This window comes from uncultured Brachyspira sp. (assembly GCF_934747485.1).
In the GTDB taxonomy this organism is placed as follows: domain Bacteria; phylum Spirochaetota; class Brachyspiria; order Brachyspirales; family Brachyspiraceae; genus Brachyspira.
Genome location: NZ_CAKVGN010000011.1, coordinates 20419 through 40079 on the forward strand (window position 1 = coordinate 20419; position 19661 = coordinate 40079).

Genomic DNA, 19661 nt, shown 5'->3' on the forward strand with positions numbered 1-19661 from the left:
ATTTATTAATTATTGAAAATAATAATATTATTGCTGTATATTCTATATTTTTATTTTATATTAATTTTCCTGTTGTACAACAGCTTGAGCTTCATAATCTTTCAACTGTTTATCTAAAGTATTAGCTGCTTCTTCAGGAGTAGCTCTTTCATATATAACGCTTTGTATAGCATCTATTATATAATTTTGAGGTATATCCCAGTTTATAAACTCTAATACTTTTCCTGTATCTAAATTGTCAGAGAAAGCTTGTCCGAATTCAGTTTCACTTTTGATGTCGCTTCTTATAGAAGGAGCAGAAGAATATTTAACTTCTAATTCTATAAAAGGCTTATCTACGAACATTTTTACAGCATTATAAACATTCTGCCTTTTCTCCTCAGCACTATATGGATTTATAACATAACCTTTAACTTCCATATAAGTACCGCTTGGCTGACCAGCAACAGGTACAGGTATAGGAGCAACGCCTAAATTAGATATAATAGTTCCTCTGGCAGGGTCTTCAGTCATATGTTCCCAAATCCAAGGACCGTCTGTAACCATAGCAACCTGTCCGCCTGTAATACCATAATCTACAGCTTTCCAGTCCTGACCTTTAGAGTTAGGGTCTATAGCAACAGCAAATAAATCTTTATATAATTGAAGAACCTTTGCAAAATTAGCTTTATCTGCAACATAAGTAGCTTTACCATCTTTTACTTCATAAATTTTATCAGCTAAAGTATAATAAAAACTCATAAACTCTTGGAAAGCTCTTACTTCTTTAGTTTGTGTAGTAAACATAAAACCGTTTATACCTTCTTTCTCTTTTATAGTTTTAGCTACATTAACTAAATCAGCCCAAGTAGCAGGAACTTGAAGATTATATTTTTCAAGCAAATCTTTTCTATAGATTAATAAACGTACATTAGCAACATTCGGGAAAGCATACATATGTCCGTCAATAGTGAAAGCATCTACAAGAGACTTAGCAAAAATATCTTTATCAGGGTCATTGTTAAACAAGTCTTCAATAGGTGCAGCCATTCCAGCTGCTATATAACTATAAACTTGTTCCAAAGTTCCTTCCAAAAAGTCAGGATAACCAGATTTTCCCTGAAGCAAATATCTCTGAGCCCTTTCTCTATACAAAGCAGGACCTGTATCTTGAGCAAAAGGCATAGGCATAGGATTGTTTTTAAGATATTCATCATACACTGGTTTTTTTAATTTGTACAATGGTATAGTAGGGTCTAAAAATTGAGACCACTGAACTATCTCATTGCTTGAAGCAGCCTCTTTTTTAGAGCAAGCAAATAATGCTAATACTGCTGTAAGTAAAATTAATAGTTTTAATACTTTTTTCATTTTTATTTCTCCTGTGAAATATTTATTATTTTGCCGAAGCATCTTTTTCATATTCTCTTAACTGCTTATCTAAAGTGTCAGCAGCTTCTTTAGGTGTAGCTTTTTCATATATAACACTTTGTATAGCATCAATTATATAATTTTGAGGTATATCCCAATTAATATACTCTAATACTTTTCCTGTATATAAATTGTTAGCAAAAGCCTGCCCAAATTCATTATCGCTTTTTACATCTTTTCTTATAGGAGTAGCAGCCTCATGTTCAACATAAACACTTGTTATTTCTTTTGAAACTAAAAGCTGCAAAGCTTCATATACAGCATCTCTCTTTTCTTCTGGAGTATAAGGGTTCATAACATATCCTTTAACTTCCATATACGTAGCACTAGGCTGACCAGCAACTGGTACAGGTATAGGAGCAACTCCTAAATTAGTCATTACTGCTGCTCTTGCAGGCTCTTCAGTAAGATGCGACCAAATCCAAGGTCCATCTGTAACCATAGCAACCTGTCCGCCTGTAATACCATAATCTACAGCTTTAAAATCCTGACCTCTAGAATTAGGGTCTATAGCAACAGTAAATAAATCTTTATATAATTGAAGAACCTTTTCAAAATTAGCTTTATCAGCAATATAAGCAGCTTTACCATCTTTTACTTCATAAATATTATCAGCTAAAGTAAAGTAAAAACTCATAAACTCCTGAAAGGCTCTTACTTCTTTAGATTGAGTAGTAAACATAAAGCCATTTATACCCTCTTTTTCTTTTAGGGTTTTAGCGACATTTACTAATTCGTCCCAAGTAGCAGGCACTTTAAGATTATATTTTTCTAATAAATCTCTTCTATAAATTAATAAACGTACATTAGCAGAATTCGGAAATGCATAAATATTTCCATCTATAGTAAGAGCTTCTATTAAAGCAGGTTCTATTAAATCTTTTTCTGGATCATTATTAAATAAATCATTAATAGGATATGCCATGCCAGAAGCCACATAACTATATATTTGTTCTAATGTACTATCTAATAAGTCAGGCACCCCGCTTTTTCCTTGAAGAAAATATCTTTGAGCTCTTTCTCTATATAAAGCAGGCCCCTTATCTGAAGAAAAAGGAAGTGTAAGAGGTTTATTTTTCAAATATTCATCATATACAACTTTCATTTGGGCATATATAGGTGTACTTGGTGACATAAATTCTGACCATTGTACAACCACATTATTTGTGTCAGATTCTTTTTTGCCGCATGACAACAAAACTAATGTAAAACAAGCAGCTAAAATTAATATTTTTTTCATTTTTATAACTCCTTAAATGTTTTTATTATATATATATATATATATATATTTTTTTATAAATTAATTAAAGACTATTGATATTTTTAGCCTTTTACAGCACCGCTTGTAAGACCTGATACAACCTGTCTTTGAAGCATAGCAAATATTACAACAGTAGGAAGTATACTTACTATAGTAGCAGCATTAATTAATCCCCACTTAATTTGCTGTGAAGAGAAGTATCTTGCCAAACCTAAAGGCAAAGTAGTAGAATGCAAACTTGTAGAAAGAACCAAAGAATACATATAATCTCCCCAAGAAGCCATAAAAGCATAGAAAGCAGCAACTGCTATACCGGGAGCAGCTAAAGGCAATATTATTCTAAATAATATACCAGAAGCACTAAGTCCATCTATCCTTCCAGATTCATCAAGCTCTACAGGAATAGCATCTATATAACTTTTCATCATCATCAAAGCAAAAGGTATTCCCCCTATGGCATGTCCTAAAGCTATGGCAAATATAGAGTCTGTTAAATTTAATTTATAAAAGAATGAAAATAATGATAATAATACCAATACTCCCGGAAACATCTGTGATGACATTAATGTAAGCATTAAAGCATTTTTATATTTCATTCTATATCTTGAAAGTACATAAGCACCAGTAAGCCCTACAAAAACAACTACTAATACAGCTATAAATGCTATTTTAAAAGAGTTGAATGTGTATATGGGGAAATTTGATCCTGCATCTGCACCGGGAAATAATACATCTTTATAATGCTTTAAAGTAAGCCCTCCGTCATTTTGAAATATTTTTCCTGAAAATAATGCAGTGTCTAATCTAAAAGAAGAATAAAACACCCATAATACTGGTATAAAAAATATTAAATAATAAAGTATTAAGGCAGCATATTCTGATACTAAAATTACTTTTTTCTTGTTGTTCATAAATAAACACTCCGTTTTTAATTATTCTTTATTTGAAGAACGTAAAGATATTAAAGTTACAGGTATAAGTATTATAAACATAATTACAGCTGAAGCAGTACCTACACCAAATCTGTATTGATTCCAAATTAAATTATAAGTATTAACAGCCATTACATTTGTTATACCAACCGGACCGCCGCCTGTAGCTAATAATATTATATCTGTGTTATTAAATGTGAATAATATATGCAAAAGTATAACAACGATAGATTGCTTTTTTATTAGAGGAAGTATTATTCTCTGAAAAAATTGCCATTTTGAAGCACCATCTAAATCTGCTGCCTCATACAAATCTTTAGGTATACCTTTCAAACCTGCATATAAAACAAGTCCGTAAAAAGGAACGTTTCTCCATACGTGTATTATAACTACAGCAGGAAATGCTAAATTAATATCTCCAAACCAATATTTAACCAATTCAGGCTTTCCTATGGCTCTTAAAAATATATTTAAAAGGCCGTAATCTGCTTGGAATATCCAGTTAAACGATAAAACTGCTGCTGTCATAGGCAATACCCAAGGAAGCATGGCAAAATTTCTAAGCCAAACTGTGCCCGGAAGCTCTAATGAAAGTAAAAGAGCAAATGCTAACCCTAACACATACTGTATAGCTACTGTTATAGCTACAAACACAATAGTTCTTATCAAAATCACAAAAAAATCAGGACTTGATAACAACTCTTTGAAATTGTCTAAAAATACAAAGCGAGGATTGTTATTATATATACTAAAGTCTGTAAATGCATTAATCATACCGTTAATAACTGGGTAGAAAATAAACAATACATATATGATTAATACAGGGCTTAAAAGTATATAAGCTAACATTTTCTCTTTGTTCTTATAAGACATTTGATTTAAAGAAAGTTTAGTTTTTGCTGACATTTTTACACCCAATTAAAAAATATATATTAAAAGTATAGTAAATTTTTCATAATCACTCAATATACTATTAAATTATTAAATTATATTGTTTTATGATTTGGGCTATAATGCATATTTTTATAAAAATAGTCATACATTTAAAACATTTTTGCATGTTTTTTATATATTTTTTATTGTTATCGATACCATTTTTTTATTTATATTTTATTTTGGCATACTTATTTTGTTAACTATTCTCTCAATCTATAAAGATATTAACTTGATAATTTAATAACATAATAATAAAAATTAAAAAATATTACATTTAATTCAAAACTAAGAAATTTTGCATATAAAGAATTAGATTTTCTAATATAAGCTTTTGCTTTATTCAACTTTTATACAAGCTATGCACCTAAATATACCTGCTAAGATTGCAGTTAATAAAAGTTTTAGATTTATACTACAAAATTACAACTGCTTTATATGTTTGAATATGTATAATAATAGACTTATTATGTATAGCTTTTTTCAAAATCTATACTAAAGATATATGTTATTGATGATTATAAAGCAACTGGGTTTTTGCATAAAGATTCATGCGTATACAAAAACCCAGATAAAAATAAAAATATAAATTTATTTCTTGATAAAATATAATTATTTAATCCATTACTTTCCTAAATAAGAATAATGAAATCTGTATTTGCCTAAAGGGTCTAATTTGTAATCCTTAAGCTGTTTAGATACCATTAAAGCATTAGACCTATAATGTATCGGTATTATAGGCATATCATACATAAGTATAGCTTCAGCATCATGAAGAACTTTCATTCTCTCTTTAGGATCAACTATTAATTTAGAGCTTTCAATGAGTTTGTCATATTGAGGATTATTGTATCCCGGATTACTTGGAGCATAACTCAAATACAATTCAAGCATAGTCATAGGGTCATTATAATCTCCTGTCCAGCCACTTAAAACCATCTGATAGCTTAAATCTCTAAAGCTCTGAAGTATAACAGACCATTCTCTCGGCACTATAACACTATCTACCCCTATATTTTTCCACATCTGCTGTATAGCTTCAACCATAACAACATTTCCATCATTAGCCACCAAAACTTCTATTACAGGATAATTTTCTCCATTAGGATATCCTGCTTCAGCCATTAATCTTTTAGCTTCTTCTATATTTTTTTGATAATCATCACTTTTTACGCTTATATAATCTCCGCCTTTCTCTCTGAACTCTCCTTCATAATCGCTTATTAAAGGAGGAACAAAAGCTCCTGCAGGTAATTGTCCGGACTTGTTAATAGAATCAACTATATAATTTCTATCAATAGCCAATGCCAATGCTCTTCTTACCCTTGAATCAGTAAAAGCTTTATTTGTTAAATTAATTTCAAAGAATGTTGTTCCATAAGCCTGATTTATCACTATTAAATCTTCACTTTTTAGATTATCTATTTCCTGTGCAGGCACTAAAGTAGAAAAATGCACTTGACCGTTTTTTAAAGCAGCCAATGCAGTGTTTTTATCAGCCATCATTGAAACAGTAATTTGTTTTGCAACCAATTTATCTTTATCATAATAGTTGGTATTAATCTCCATAACTATTTTATCATCTCTAATCCTTTCAATCATTTTATAAGGACCATTTCCTATATAACTCTCTGGGCTTCCTACCCAAGTATCTCCATATTCTTCTATAATATCTTTTCTCACAGGTAAAAACATATCAGCAAGTTCTAAAAAATATGCAGTAGGATTTTCTAATGTTATTTCTATAGTGTAGTCATCTATTTTTTTAATACCTAATTCCTCTGGAGACATTTCTCCTCTAAATATTTTTAATGCATTTTTTATTGGAGCCATAAGAGAAGCATAAGGAGCAGCTGTTTTAGGATCAATAAATCTTCTATAACTGTAAACAAAGTCTTCTGCTGTAACAGGCTTTCCATCTGACCATTTGGCATTGGTTCTTAAATAAAATGTATAAGTAAGTCCGTCTTCGCTCATTTTATAGTTTTCAGCAACGCCTCCTACAAGATTTCCGTCTTTATCTTTTTTCATAAGACCCTCAAAAAAATGTCTTATATATACCGTTCCGGCACTTGCTGTATTAAGATGCGGATCTATTGTTGAAACTTCTCCTCCAAGCGATATAACTATACTGCCGCTTTCTTCAGACGATTTAGATGAACATGAGAACATAAAAAATGACAGTACAATTATTAGAAATATGATTCTTTTCATCATAATGCCTCTCCTTAATTTGTTATGTGTTTTATATTGTAGTACAAATCTGTAAAAACTACAAATTCATATTACAATTATTAAATATGATTTTTTATGCATTAGTAAAAAAATAGACAAATAATTAATATAAGGTTTAATAATATATACTAAAAAATGTGCAATATGTATGGCTCCTAAACAAAATTAATTCTAATATTATATTGACAAATAATAAAGCTATAATATATAATTATTCAGATTAAAATATAAATTTCTTGAGTATAATAAAAATGGGTAATAATTTTTTAAACAAAAACAGATTATTTGGAAATTTTGACTTTTATAAATTATGTATTTCTATAGCAGTGCCAGTAATGCTTCAACAGCTTATAATGGGAATGGTTTCATTAATAGATAATTTTATGGTTGCAGAGTTGGGCGATATAAAAATGGCTGCTGTAAATGTATCTAATCAGCTTAATTTTATATATTTAGTAATGCTAAACACTTGTTATGGTGCAGGCGGAATATATATGGCACAAAATGCAGGGGCTGACAATAAAGAAGGTATGCAGCAGGCCTTTAGATTTAAAGTAATACTTCCTTTTACTATATCTGCTATATACATGATATTAATGCTTATAAACCCTGAAATATTCATGCGTTTAATGACAAATGGAAACAATTCTCAAGAGGCAATATTAGCTTCAAGCACAAAATACATGAGTATAATTGCTTTTACTTTTATACCAATATCTATTTCCGGAGCAATAGGAACTTCTTACAGAGAAATAGGTAAACCGCATATACCGCTTATAATATCGGTGATAGCTACATTTTGTAATACTATTGGAAACTATATTCTAATATACGGAAACTTTGGAGCTCCAAGACTCGAAGAAACAGGGGCTGCTATTGCCACTCTAATCGCAAGAATAATAGAAATGATTTTATTTATAGTATACATAAAATTGCATAAAGAAAAGTTTTATGTAAGAACGAGAGAAATTTTAAAAGTAAAACTTATTGTATTTTATTCTATGCTTAGAAAATCAAGTTTAATATTTTTAAGCGAAATAAGCTGGGGGCTTAGTGAAATGTTTATGACAGCACTCTACAACAGCAGAGGAGGTGCTGAAACTGTTGCTGGTATGGCTTCAGGATTTACTATAGCTAATATATTTTATTTAGTATTTCAAGGAATATTTGTATCTACCATGGTTGTGGTTGGAGGAACACTTGGAAGGGGTGAACTTGAGGATGCAAAAAATAAAGCAAGGTGGATACTAAATGGTTCTGTTATAGCGGGAGCTGTAGTTGGACTTGTACAAATGTCTTCTACTCTATTAATACCTCTTATATTCTCAAAGCTCACTCCAGATGCTCAGGGTATAACAAGAAGTTTGGTAATATTAATAGCTTCATATATGCCTATTTGGACTTATATTAATGCTCAGTTCGCTGTTTCAAGGGCTGGAGGAGACACGGTGTTTGGTTTTGCTGTGGATGTTCCTGTGTCTTTGCTTATATTTGCCCCTTTAGCTCTAATACTTGCGAAATTCACTACTATTGGTCCTGTTGCTATGTTTGGTATAGCTAAACTATCAGACTTCGCCAAAATTACTATCGGATATATAATGCTTAAAAAAGAAAGATGGGTAAGAAAGTTAACAGAATAAGATTTATTTAGAAAAAACATATTTTGTCAATTTTTAGTTTTTTTAATCAATACCCAAAGGCACTTCCTTCGGTCGTCCTGAAAGACTCCATTTGGTCGTAAAAGCACTGAAGGGTACACAAATAATAAACTTAAAAACTTTCAGCATATTTATACAAAATTATTCATATAATTATTAGTATTAAATATATTGTATATATACATTAAAACTTTTGAACTATATATAATATAACCATACTCTGTCATGTTCAATATAAAATATGATACAATAGAAATTATAAGAGAAACTATAAAAAGAAGCACTATAGCCCCAAGAACTCTATCCACCCAAGATAAAAATATCATCTTCAAAACTTTTTTTATGCTATCTGCCGCCTTTGAAAGTATTATCCTTATAACAGAATAACTTATAAAAAATGATACTATTTTTAATATAATAGAATGGTCAAAATATTTAGAAGCATGATTATATATAATAGGTGCTATAATAAAAGTAGCTACTATTGCTATTACAGGTATTGTGATAGATATAATGCCTCTATAAAAACCATAAATAAATATAAATACTAAAAATATTATTATAACTATATCAATATTATTAAACATATACTATTTTTTTAACAAATTTATTATAGGTTTAAAAGCCATACTGCTCTTGCCTCTATGAGTGCTTATTATATTTGAAAGTGTTTCTATATATGTATGAGAAAGCGATGAATAATTACCTATTTTCTTAATAACATCATTAAGCTCATCTTTTACTTCTATAATTCTGCTGAAATTACCAAAAATTTTAATTATATCAGCACCTTGAGAATCTATCTTTAAGTTTAAGCTATTTTGAATGTCGAGCATAGCTACAATATTTTCTCTCACAGAAGCTACTATCTCACTTTGCTCTTCTACAATATTATGCATAGCATCATTATACTTTTCTAATAATTTAAAATTATCAAACTCTGTAGAAATTTTACTTATACTCTCTTCTATACTTTTACTATAAGCGTCAATCTTCTCGAGAATTTTTTTAGTTTCATCTTCTATATTCTTACAATGCTCATCTATATAAAAAGAGGAGTTTTCTATCAAAACAACCCCGCTGAATATGTCAGTTAACATATTCTCTATAGATGCCGTACCCTTTGAAATCTCAAAAGATAATACCCCTATCTCTTTAGATACAACAGAAAAACTCTTACCTAAAATACCTGCCTTAGATGCCTGTATACCAGCATTAATAGAAAGTAAATTAGTCTTATTAGTCATGTTTTTTATATATTCTATTGTATCATATATATCTTCTGTTATCTTATTTACATCTTTAAAACTTTCAAAATGCTTTTTTATATTAACTATTGTGTTATTAGAGCTTTCTTCAATACTATTTCTAATCTCTTTTAAATCACTGTTTAGAGAAGAAATCTGCTCATAAGATAAATTAGAAACATTCATGTTAGACATAGTCTGAGATAAAGCTCTAAAATGCTCTTGCATTTGATTTTTATACTTATCAAAAAAAGTAAATATAGTATTAGTAAACTTTATACCATCTCTAATAAGATGTTTCTTACTCTCTTTTGTATCTCCTAATGCATTTTTTGAATCTATAACCGTATTTATTTTAGTTTCTATGATATTTAGAGCATCTTTATTTTCTTTATCTACCTCTAAAACAAACATAGAAGAATCCATAAAATTTCTATCTACACAATTTAATTTCTCTGATATATCATTTATATTTGTAATAATATTTAAATTCGATTTTAATCTATTATTTAATATACTATCCCTTCTTATAGATTCTAAAGCATTTCTTGTAAAAGAAGAAAATACAGCAACAGAACTAATCAAATAAGACAATATAACCGCTAAATCCAATTTATCAAAATAAATGTCCTTTCTTATATTAAAAATCTCAATATTAGTAATTACAAGAACAAAAGAAAGAAGATTAGAAATTATAATAACACTATTTCCAACTATACTATTTCCCAAAAATATATCAATTACCATAGGCACAAAAGCCATAGCATATATAATTAAACTTAAATAAGTAAGATAAACAAAAAAATTGCCGTTACCCAAAACAGTAAAAGCCTTATCTGGATAAGTTCTCAATGTTGTAGTAAAGAATGTATTTTTTTTGATTATGCTAAAAATTACAAAAGAAACTACAATTAAAATACTAAGAAATATAATTAAATTGCTAATATTTTTAACAAATTTTTCATTCTTTAAGAAAAATCTATTGTTAATCGGAAGTAATACAATAATAAGCAAAAATATAATATGATTCACTACATATAAATTGGAAGCTAATACAACATCATTTCCGGATATGCCTAAAAATATTATAATAAAAGATATGATGTTATATAATAGCAAAAATAAAAGTGCTGAAGCTACTATAATATAAGTTGGCTTTTTAGTTTTTATAACCAAAATAGTATAAAGCATAATAAATATAAAAACCATAGAAGTACCAATAATAGGCACCAACAGCTCTATAATAGAAACATTATATCCCGGTATAAAATTAGTTAATATATCCATATATTCTTATGCCCTTATATTACTTTAGAATATTCATTAACAACATGTTGTAGATTATCTGAATATTCTAATAGTTTTTTAGTTTCATCATCAAGTTTATTTGTTATATCCTCAAAATCCTCACTTGTAGCAAGTAATTTATTCATATCCCTCATAATATTCTTGATATCGATATTTTGATTATTAGCCTTATGAGATATATCCGATATATAGTCATTAAACTCTTCTATTTTTGTTTTGATATTCATAAAATCATTTTCTTCATTAACAATAATAGCACTCATATCAGATATAGAATTATACATTTTATCTGTACTCTTTATAATATTAATATTATAATCATTTTGTCTTTCCATAGTATTATTAAATTTTACTAATTTGTTATAATTAGAAGAAAATTCACGAAGCAGCTCCATAGTGCCGGCTTTTATACTATTACTTGCATAATTATATCTCTTAAAAATCTCCTCTATTTGAAATAAAAGTTCCTGCATATTTTTAGTTATATTACCCGTTTCTACAACTAACTCAGAAACCTCTTTAGAAACAACATTAAAGTTATGATACCACTCTCCGGATTTAGAAGCCTGTATACTAGAATTAATAGAAAGAGTTTTTACTTTGTCTTGCATATTCGTCATAAATGATAATATTTTATTTATCTGAAAAGACAGCTGATTAAATATTAAAGTCTTATCTAATATTTTTATTATATTATTTCTTTCTTTTTCTATATTAGATTGAAACTCTTCAAAGCTTTTTAATATATCAACACTCTCTGATTGAAGTATATAAACCTCTTTTACAGATTCTTGCAGCACATTAATATATTCTTCAAGCATATTTTTTTGCATTTCAGAACTAACTTGTAAATTAGGATAAGTTTCTATAAGCTGTTCTATTTTTTCTATATTTGTATTTCCGTCATTCACTTGGAAATTTTCTATAGTGATAAACTCATTAGTATTATCTATTATTTTAGCTATTTCTGTTTTCAAGTTATTAACAGATAGATTTGTATTTTTAACTTTTTCCACCAAAATATCTATAAGGCTATAAAAATTTTCTTTTAATTCAAGCAATTTTGATGAAGTATTAATAGCTGTGTTAATAATAACTGTATCTTGTGCCTTAATTGATTCCAAATCATAGTATTTAGTATCTGATTTTTTATAAACCGTATTAATAAAATTAATAATATAACCGTAAACAGAAAAAACATTAAAAATCATATAAATCAAAGAGAATCGAGAAAAAGAAAACTGCGGTAATAACAAATAATTACTATAATAATTTGAATAACTTGAAATACCATTAAAATCATCAAAAAAAGCAAGTGTTATCATAGAGAACAATACTAATGTACCTATATTAACTTTATAGATTTTATTAACAAATATTTCATAAAAGAGCATACATATTATTATTATACTGTAAACAGAAAATAGAAAATCTCTAAAAATATATATAGGTCCTATAGCACCTCTAACTTTAACACTATTAATTGCAGAGTTGTTTAATGTAGAAAGCACTTCTGTTGTAGATACAAACAATTGAGAATATATTAAAGCGATGACTAATATTAGCATAAAGAGAAATATTGCCACACTTCCTGCCTTATCCAAAAAATAGTGCAATCTATCATTCAATTTTAACGTTGTTTTTACATATTTAATCCATGGTAAAATGGTTAATGACACTGCTATTTGTTCTATTTTATACATTGTAAGAGAAAATTGAGTATCCTGTATTGAAAGGGAAACTATAATATTTATTGTTTCTGCGGCTGTAAAAATAAAACAAAGTATAGAGAGAAACAAAGCTGTAAGCTGGGTTTCCTGATACAATTTGAAAAATATATAAAAATGCACTATTATAGCAACAAAAGCTATAACAGCTGCTGTTGTAGATACACCCAATTCTATAATTACGCTATAAAAAATATAATTCATAATTTATTAAACCTTATTACTTTATTATATACTATAAACAAATATATTAAAACTATACAAAATTATATGATAAAGTATCCTTTACATTTTCGGCATTATAACATAAACTATTTATTAAAGTAAATTATTTTTTAATGATAATCAATTTAGATAATACTCGTAAATTATAATTTAACAATTTATGCAAGCTATATTTTATTCTTTCTTTTTAGCCCACATAATAGTATATCTATCAAATGATTTACTTTTGTCAGCGAGCCATAATGTTTCTTTTTTTACTTTAGCTTCTATAGTTATTGTCTGACCATCATATTTTGCATATTCATTAAAAAATTTCTTATCAAAATAATAATCTATATTCTCCGTAGATAAAACTATTTCCGGAAATATTGCAGTACCTACAATTCTAATATTTCCTGTAATCTTTTCTTTCTTAGCAAAAAGCAAAAAGAAAAAAATAAAAATGAAAATATACGAATATTTTACAGTGTTATGATAAACATTTTTCATCAAACTTCCTTATAAATTTCATTTAAGAGACAACAATCAATATTTTTTAATTTCGCCGTCTTTGTCAAACAATATATGCCTATATTTAGGTATATAAGGTTTATCATCTGCTGTTTTGTAAGTTTTTGATGCTTGTACAGACGACGAAGTAGGAATTTTTATATTTATATAATTAGGGTTATTTCCAATATATGTATCTTTGTTTAAAGCCAACTCTATTCCTCCGCCTAAATTTGCTGTTACTAAATTAGCATCAGTTTGAGTTAAAGTTCCGCTGTAAGCAACTAAAGCACCCGGAAATAACGATATTGATGTGCCAGCATTTTGTATTTTTAATTCTGCTCCTGATACTTCTTTATTATTTATTCCTTCGAGCCATTTAAATAATAAGTCGTCCCAACTAGATGCACTTGTAAAACTATTCACATTATTAAAAACTCTTTGATAATCATTAGCCGATGAATCTTTTGCTATACTTTGAAATACACTAGAGTTTCTGCTATTTTTCTCATAAAGCCAGTTCATAAATACAGATGCAGAAGGATAATTTGCAAATACATTTAAAGGAAGGTCCCAAGTGTAAAAACAATAATATCCGCTTGTTGAAAGATTAAACTCATTTATTCTGGAATTAACCGTATATGGGCTAAATAATACAGAAGTAGATTCTGATAATGCCTCATTAAGCCAAGTTGACATTTCTTTGTTACTTTCTATGTAATTAACATTAAAATTAATTAAATGCTGGAACTCATGCTGTATAGTTCCTGCCATATATTGAGGATCCTCATTTACTAATTTTATATCCATATATAATATTTCAGCATTATTATGATAACCCAATATTAAATCGCCGCTGTAAAAATACCCTGTAACTACAGAACCTTCATAGTTAGAATTAATTTCAAACAACAAAATAATAATTTTTCCATTTTTATCAACATCAGTATGATTTCCGTATATCCTCACCTCTTCAGCATAATTATCATTAAAAACTTTAGCTATATAGTCCAAGCTTTCTTTTTTATATCCAGAACCTTCTTTATATACAATTAATTTATCATATTCTTGAACTTTATAAAATGTATAGGTTTTTTCTAATTGAGCTCCGGAACTGCTGAATGATATTGTTTTAAAATTCTTACTTTCATCACTTGAATCTGCATAAGTTAATCCATCATAAGTTATACCTACAATATCTGCTAATTGCTGACAAGACAATAAAGGCATCAATAATATAATACTAATAAAAAAGATTCTTTTCATAATTCTAATTATACTCCTATAAAACATATAATTAGCATATCACACTTATTAATAATCTAATACAATATACACAAAAAGTCAATATAATAATATGCATCTTTAAGAATTGTAATTTTGAAGCTTTTATATTATTGCTGATTATATATAGTTTAAACATCAGCCAACAATTAAACTGCTATAATTATCTTTTTTACTTATTAACCATTTTATATTAACTATTCGATTTAAAAAATTTTTATTATGACTTACTATAAGTAAAGCACAATTAAAAGAAATTAAAGCCTCCTCCAAACGTTCTATAGAATCTATATCAAGATGATTTGTAGGTTCATCTAATATTATAATATACGGATTTTTAAGCACCGCCATGCCAAGCATTATTTTACGCATCTCGCCCGGACTATGATTAGCAGAATTAATTACAGTCTTCGCATTGCTTCCAAGCCTATTAACAAAACTCATCAAAAAACCTAATGCTTCATAATCTAAAGACTTTATATTATTAAAAGTTTTATTCCAATATTCTCTCTCTATATCCTGAGGAATATATACAATCTTTTCTTTGTTAATAGAATTATTATACATTGTCTCTATTATATAATTTAATAAAGTAGTTTTACCAGAACCATTTACCCCTTCAATTCCTATTTTGCTGTTAGAGTTTATTATAAGCTCAGAATGCTTAAGAATTATATTATTTATCTTAGTTTCTCCGTATTCCAAAAAAAATAAAAATTTACCTTTATATCTTTCTCCCACAAACTTCATATCCATAACTTCTCTTTTTCTTATATATAGAGATTCAGTTTCTAATATTCCTTTATTGTATAAAACTTTCGCTTGTTTAGCTTTTGTTGCAAGTCTTTTATCTTTTCCTGTGAGTCTCGCCGCATCAACTTTACCTTTAGCATCATGGTCTTTTTTATCTATATTTCTTTTACTTCCGCATTTGCTTTTTTTAGCATCTGATTCATTTTGAAGTTTCTTATACCTATTTTCTAATACTTTAACTTTCTTTTTACTCTCTTCATACAAACTAAAATTATAATCTTCTTCATTTTTTTCGTATTCTCTGCATTGAGTATAATTGCCTGTTCTTATTTTGCATTTAGAATTTCTTATAAATATGCATTTGTTTACTAACTCATCAAGAAAATCAACATCATGACTAATTATTATAACAATGCATTCAAGTCTTTTTATAAGATTAATAAGTATGTCTTTGCATTCATTATCAATATGATTTGTAGGTTCATCTAATACCAATATATCAGGGTTAGTATAAAGTGCTGATGCTATTTGAAGCCTTTTCCTCTCTCCAAAACTAAGAGTGTTAAATCTGTACAAATAACTGTAATCTATTTTTAAAATTGATGTTAAATATCCGGAATATGAACTTTCATCATAAAATAAACTTTCAGCATTATCTGGTAAATCAGCACATTCTTGATTACAGTAAGCAGCTATAATATTTTTATTTGAATATTCTATGCTTCCAGAATTAGGTTTTAATATACCCGTTATAAGCTTAGCAAGCGTAGTTTTACCGCATCCATTTTCACCCACTATTGCCGTGCAGGTATTATCTATATGAAAAGAAACATCATTTAATATATTATCAGAGCTGTCATAAGAAAAAGAAACTTTATTGAACTTTACAAACATATATTAACCCCTTATAAAAAATAATTAATTTAAGCAAAAAAGCTTTTTTATTTTTGGTTAATATATTTTTATTACATATAAATATTGTATAACTTATTATAAAAAATTCAATAAAAAAAGAGAGACTTAAAAGAAAGCCTCTCTTTAATAATTTAATAAATCATTATTCTTTTACAGCACCGCCTGTTAAACCAGATATAAAATATTTTTGTAATGCTAAGAACACTGCCATTATAGGAACAACAGCAAATATAGCACCAACCATTATCTGTCCATAATCTATTCTCGTGTCTGCTTTTAACTGAGCCAATGCTACAGGCAAAGTAAACTTATCAGGAGAGTTTAATATTATCAAAGGCCAAGTAAAGTTAGTCCACTGAGCAACAAACATGTATATTCCCAATGCTGTTAAAGCAGGAATCATTAAAGGCATAACTATTTTCAAAAATATAGTCCATTCATTTGCCCCATCTATTCTTGCAGCCTCTATAAGAGTGTCTGGAACAGAATGGAAGTTCTGCCTCATCAAAAATATACCAAAAGCTCCGGCTATATCAGGAAGTATTATAGCTAAGTGAGTATTTTGTATATTTAATGTTGTCATCATTCTATATAAAGGAACTAATTTAGCATGTGCAGGAAGCATCATAGTAAGCATTATTATAACAAATACTATATTTCTTCCTTTGTAGTTAAATTTAGAAATAGAATATGCTGCCATAGAACAAACTAATAAATTTATCACTGTATAAAGAATAGCAATTTTAAATGAATTAAATAAAGCATTCCATATAGGTATTCTCTCTTGAAGATTTTTTAAATTTTCAAAGAAATTATCCCCAAAAGTTATAGGAGGCGGAAACAAGAAAATATCTCCAGACACCCTTGTAGATGCTATTAACATAAAGAACAAAGGATAAACACAAGCTATCATACCTATTGTAAGGACTATATAAAGAATTATTCTCGTAATTTTTTGCTGTTTTGAATTTTTCATTTTTTATCCCCTCCAACTTTTAATTGCAATCTAGAAAGAAGTCCAACTATTATAAGTATAGCTACCGAAATAGTTGCTGCATAAGTTAGGTTTATAGATTGGAAAGCTTGTCTATATATATATAATCCTAAACTTATAGTAGAATTATTAGGACCTCCATTTGTTAAAAGATAAGGTTCTGTAAATAAATTTAGAGTACCTATTGTAGAAAGTATTGTTGAAAATAATATAACAGGTTTAAGCATAGGTATTGTTATATGTATAAACTGCTGCACGGCATTAGCTCCGTCAATTGTTGCAGCCTCATAATAGTCCTCAGATATTCCCTGAAGCCCTGCTAATATTATTATCATATTATAACCAGTCCATCTCCAAGTCATTATAAGCATTATTACTATTCTCGCAGGCCAAGTTTGTGTAAGCCACATAACAGGACCCAAATTAAATAGAGATAGCAAAAAATTTACAACGCCTCTCTCTTGAAACAATAATACAAACATTAAACTATATGCAACAGATTCAACTATAAAAGGTATAAAAAATACTGTTCTATATAAACCTTTTAATTTAGTAATACCTCTATGCAATGCTAAAGATAATAATATAGCTAACATTGTCATTATTGGTACTTGTATAATTAAATATATTAATGAGTTTTTTAAAGATACATAGAAATACTGATCTGATAAAAGCCTTTTAAAATTATTAATTCCATTAAAAACTAACTGCCCTCTGCTTTGCGTCATAAAGCTTAAAACTATTGTTTCTATAAGCGGGTATATACTAAAACAAACTATGAATATCAAAGCGGGAGCAATAAAGAGCCAAGGCGTGATGTTTTTTTTTGTTCTCATAATGCTTATTTCCTTGTTGTTTATATTGAGTAAAGTTAATTTCTGCATATGATAGATAAAATAACTATCATATGCAGAAACTATATCATTATTTTTATTATTTTACAATCTTTCTTCCAGTTATACTATTTGCCTGTTCAGCAGCAGCATCTAAAGTTGCCTGTATATCTGAATTATTGTTTACTATCTCTTCATAAGCACTAACAGCTACATTTCTTAAATCGGAATAATCATCTGAATTATAAATAGCAGGAGGTATATTTTTTGTAACATTACCTAATATTTCATTATAATTTTGATTACCAAAATAAGGATCTGGCTGTTTAAATCTTTCATCTTCATAAGCAGGAAGATAAGAAGGGAACAAACCGAATTTTTCATACATCAAAAGCTGACTGTCTACATTAAGTAAAGAATGCTCTACAAAAGCCCAAGCAACAGCTTGTTTAATAGGGTCAGTAGCTGTTACTGTTAAAGTAGAACCGCCCAAAGAAGAAGCTCTTACTCCGCCTTCTGTATAAGCAGGCATTTCCATAGCTCTCCATTTTCCTTTCATTTCAGGCATTTGGTCTTTCATAGTGCCGCCCCACCAGCCTCCATTAAAGCTTATAGCTATCTCTCCGTTTTTATGTGCCCTTATTCCAGCATCCCAGCTAGTTGTATTTAATACCAAACCTTCATCTATAAGTCTTTTCACTAACTGCATACTTTCTACAGCTTTAGAAGATGATAAAGTAATATTTCCATTTGTATCAAGATAATAAACATTATTTTGAACCATTAAAGTTCTCCATATACCATCATCTTGAGTAAATCCAAAACATGTTAATTTTACATTAGGCATTTTTGCTTGTAAATCTTTACCAGCCTGTATTAAATCATCATAAGTTTTAATAGCAGCAGGGTCTATACCAGCTTGTCTGAATAGGTCTTCTCTATAATAAACTACAACAGGACCTGAATCCCAAGGTATTGAAGTTAATCTTCCCTCTGAGTCATAACTTGTAGGCACTTTTGAAGGGTCTACTTTAGAATCTAAATCAGCCGGAGCCAAAGTTTTCATATCTAAAAATCTTTGAGGATAAGTCTCTACATAAGTTTGAATGAAATCGCTTTCAATTTGCATTACATCTGGTATTCCCTGTCCAGAAGATAATACAACACCAGCTTTTTCATATAATTGAGGCGGACCACCAAATTCTTGTACATTAATTTTAATTTTAGGGTATTTTTCATTGAATGTTTTTGCTGTCTCAATTAAAGCCTTAGCAGCAACATTCCATCCCCACACTGTTATTTCTGTTTCTGTGTTTGCATCTATTGTTGGAAGTTCAACTACAGTTTGCTCGGCAGGTTTGTTTCCTGAACAAGCCATCATCATAATTGTAACCGATACCAAACAGATGCATACAAAAAGCTTCCTAATCATAATGATTCTCCTATTACTTAATATA

The 19661-nt window shown here is 28.5% G+C and carries 15 protein-coding genes; 1 reads left to right on the forward strand and 14 read right to left on the reverse strand.

The window, feature by feature from the left end:
• Positions 1-60 precede the first annotated feature (60 nt).
• The 5 genes from Q0H31_RS03425 to Q0H31_RS03445 form a co-directional block, all read right to left on the reverse strand.
• Positions 61-1350 carry an extracellular solute-binding protein gene (locus Q0H31_RS03425; RefSeq protein WP_295295785.1) on the reverse strand — a complete coding sequence of 430 codons (1290 nt, stop codon included), beginning with the start codon at positions 1348-1350 and terminating at the stop codon, positions 61-63.
• Between the two features lie 25 nt (positions 1351-1375).
• Positions 1376-2650 (reverse strand): ABC transporter substrate-binding protein, encoded by a 1275-nt coding sequence (locus tag Q0H31_RS03430; RefSeq protein WP_295295786.1) that lies wholly within the window; start codon positions 2648-2650, stop codon positions 1376-1378.
• Between the two features lie 83 nt (positions 2651-2733).
• Positions 2734-3582: a carbohydrate ABC transporter permease gene (locus Q0H31_RS03435; RefSeq protein WP_295295787.1), complete on the reverse strand. Its 849-nt coding sequence runs from the start codon at positions 3580-3582 to the stop codon at positions 2734-2736.
• A gap of 21 nt (positions 3583-3603) precedes the next feature.
• Positions 3604-4509 (reverse strand): carbohydrate ABC transporter permease, encoded by a 906-nt coding sequence (locus Q0H31_RS03440; protein ID WP_295295788.1) that lies wholly within the window; start codon positions 4507-4509, stop codon positions 3604-3606.
• 651 nt (positions 4510-5160) lie between these two features.
• Positions 5161-6750 (reverse strand): peptide ABC transporter substrate-binding protein, encoded by a 1590-nt coding sequence (locus Q0H31_RS03445; RefSeq protein WP_295295807.1) that lies wholly within the window; start codon positions 6748-6750, stop codon positions 5161-5163.
• A 272-nt stretch (positions 6751-7022) separates the two neighbouring features.
• Here Q0H31_RS03445 and Q0H31_RS03450 point away from each other — a divergent pair, with 272 nt between their 5' ends.
• On the forward strand, positions 7023-8411 hold the full coding sequence (locus tag Q0H31_RS03450; protein WP_295295789.1) for an MATE family efflux transporter: 1389 nt from the start codon (positions 7023-7025) through the stop codon (positions 8409-8411).
• Between the two features lie 149 nt (positions 8412-8560).
• Here Q0H31_RS03450 and Q0H31_RS03455 read toward each other — a convergent pair whose 3' ends face one another.
• From Q0H31_RS03455 to Q0H31_RS03495, 9 genes are all read right to left on the reverse strand, one after another.
• Positions 8561-9016, reverse strand: coding sequence for a CvpA family protein (locus Q0H31_RS03455; RefSeq protein ID WP_295295790.1), 456 nt, complete (start codon positions 9014-9016; stop codon positions 8561-8563).
• A gap of 3 nt (positions 9017-9019) precedes the next feature.
• Complete coding sequence (locus Q0H31_RS03460) at positions 9020-10963, reverse strand: methyl-accepting chemotaxis protein (RefSeq protein WP_295295791.1); 1944 nt, start codon at positions 10961-10963, stop codon at positions 9020-9022.
• Between the two features lie 14 nt (positions 10964-10977).
• Positions 10978-12915 carry a methyl-accepting chemotaxis protein gene (locus Q0H31_RS03465; RefSeq protein WP_295295792.1) on the reverse strand — a complete coding sequence of 646 codons (1938 nt, stop codon included), beginning with the start codon at positions 12913-12915 and terminating at the stop codon, positions 10978-10980.
• A gap of 195 nt (positions 12916-13110) precedes the next feature.
• The gene (locus Q0H31_RS03470) at positions 13111-13425 is read right to left on the reverse strand and encodes a hypothetical protein (protein ID WP_295295793.1); all 315 of its coding nucleotides are present in this window, start codon (positions 13423-13425) and stop codon (positions 13111-13113) included.
• 36 nt (positions 13426-13461) lie between these two features.
• Entirely contained in the window at positions 13462-14691 is a 1230-nt protein-coding gene (locus Q0H31_RS03475) for a peptidase M30 (RefSeq protein ID WP_295295794.1), read from the reverse strand.
• Positions 14692-14847: 156 nt separating this feature from the next.
• Entirely contained in the window at positions 14848-16356 is a 1509-nt protein-coding gene (gene abc-f, locus Q0H31_RS03480) for a ribosomal protection-like ABC-F family protein (RefSeq protein ID WP_295295795.1), read from the reverse strand.
• A gap of 163 nt (positions 16357-16519) precedes the next feature.
• Positions 16520-17353 (reverse strand): carbohydrate ABC transporter permease, encoded by an 834-nt coding sequence (locus tag Q0H31_RS03485; RefSeq protein WP_295295796.1) that lies wholly within the window; start codon positions 17351-17353, stop codon positions 16520-16522.
• Positions 17350-18207: a carbohydrate ABC transporter permease gene (locus tag Q0H31_RS03490; protein WP_295295797.1), complete on the reverse strand. Its 858-nt coding sequence runs from the start codon at positions 18205-18207 to the stop codon at positions 17350-17352. The genes Q0H31_RS03485 and Q0H31_RS03490 overlap by 4 nt, the downstream gene beginning before the upstream one ends.
• A 97-nt stretch (positions 18208-18304) precedes the next feature.
• Positions 18305-19636, reverse strand: a complete 1332-nt coding sequence (locus tag Q0H31_RS03495; RefSeq protein ID WP_295295798.1) for an ABC transporter substrate-binding protein — start codon at positions 19634-19636, stop codon at positions 18305-18307.
• Between the last annotated feature and the right edge of the window lie 25 nt (positions 19637-19661).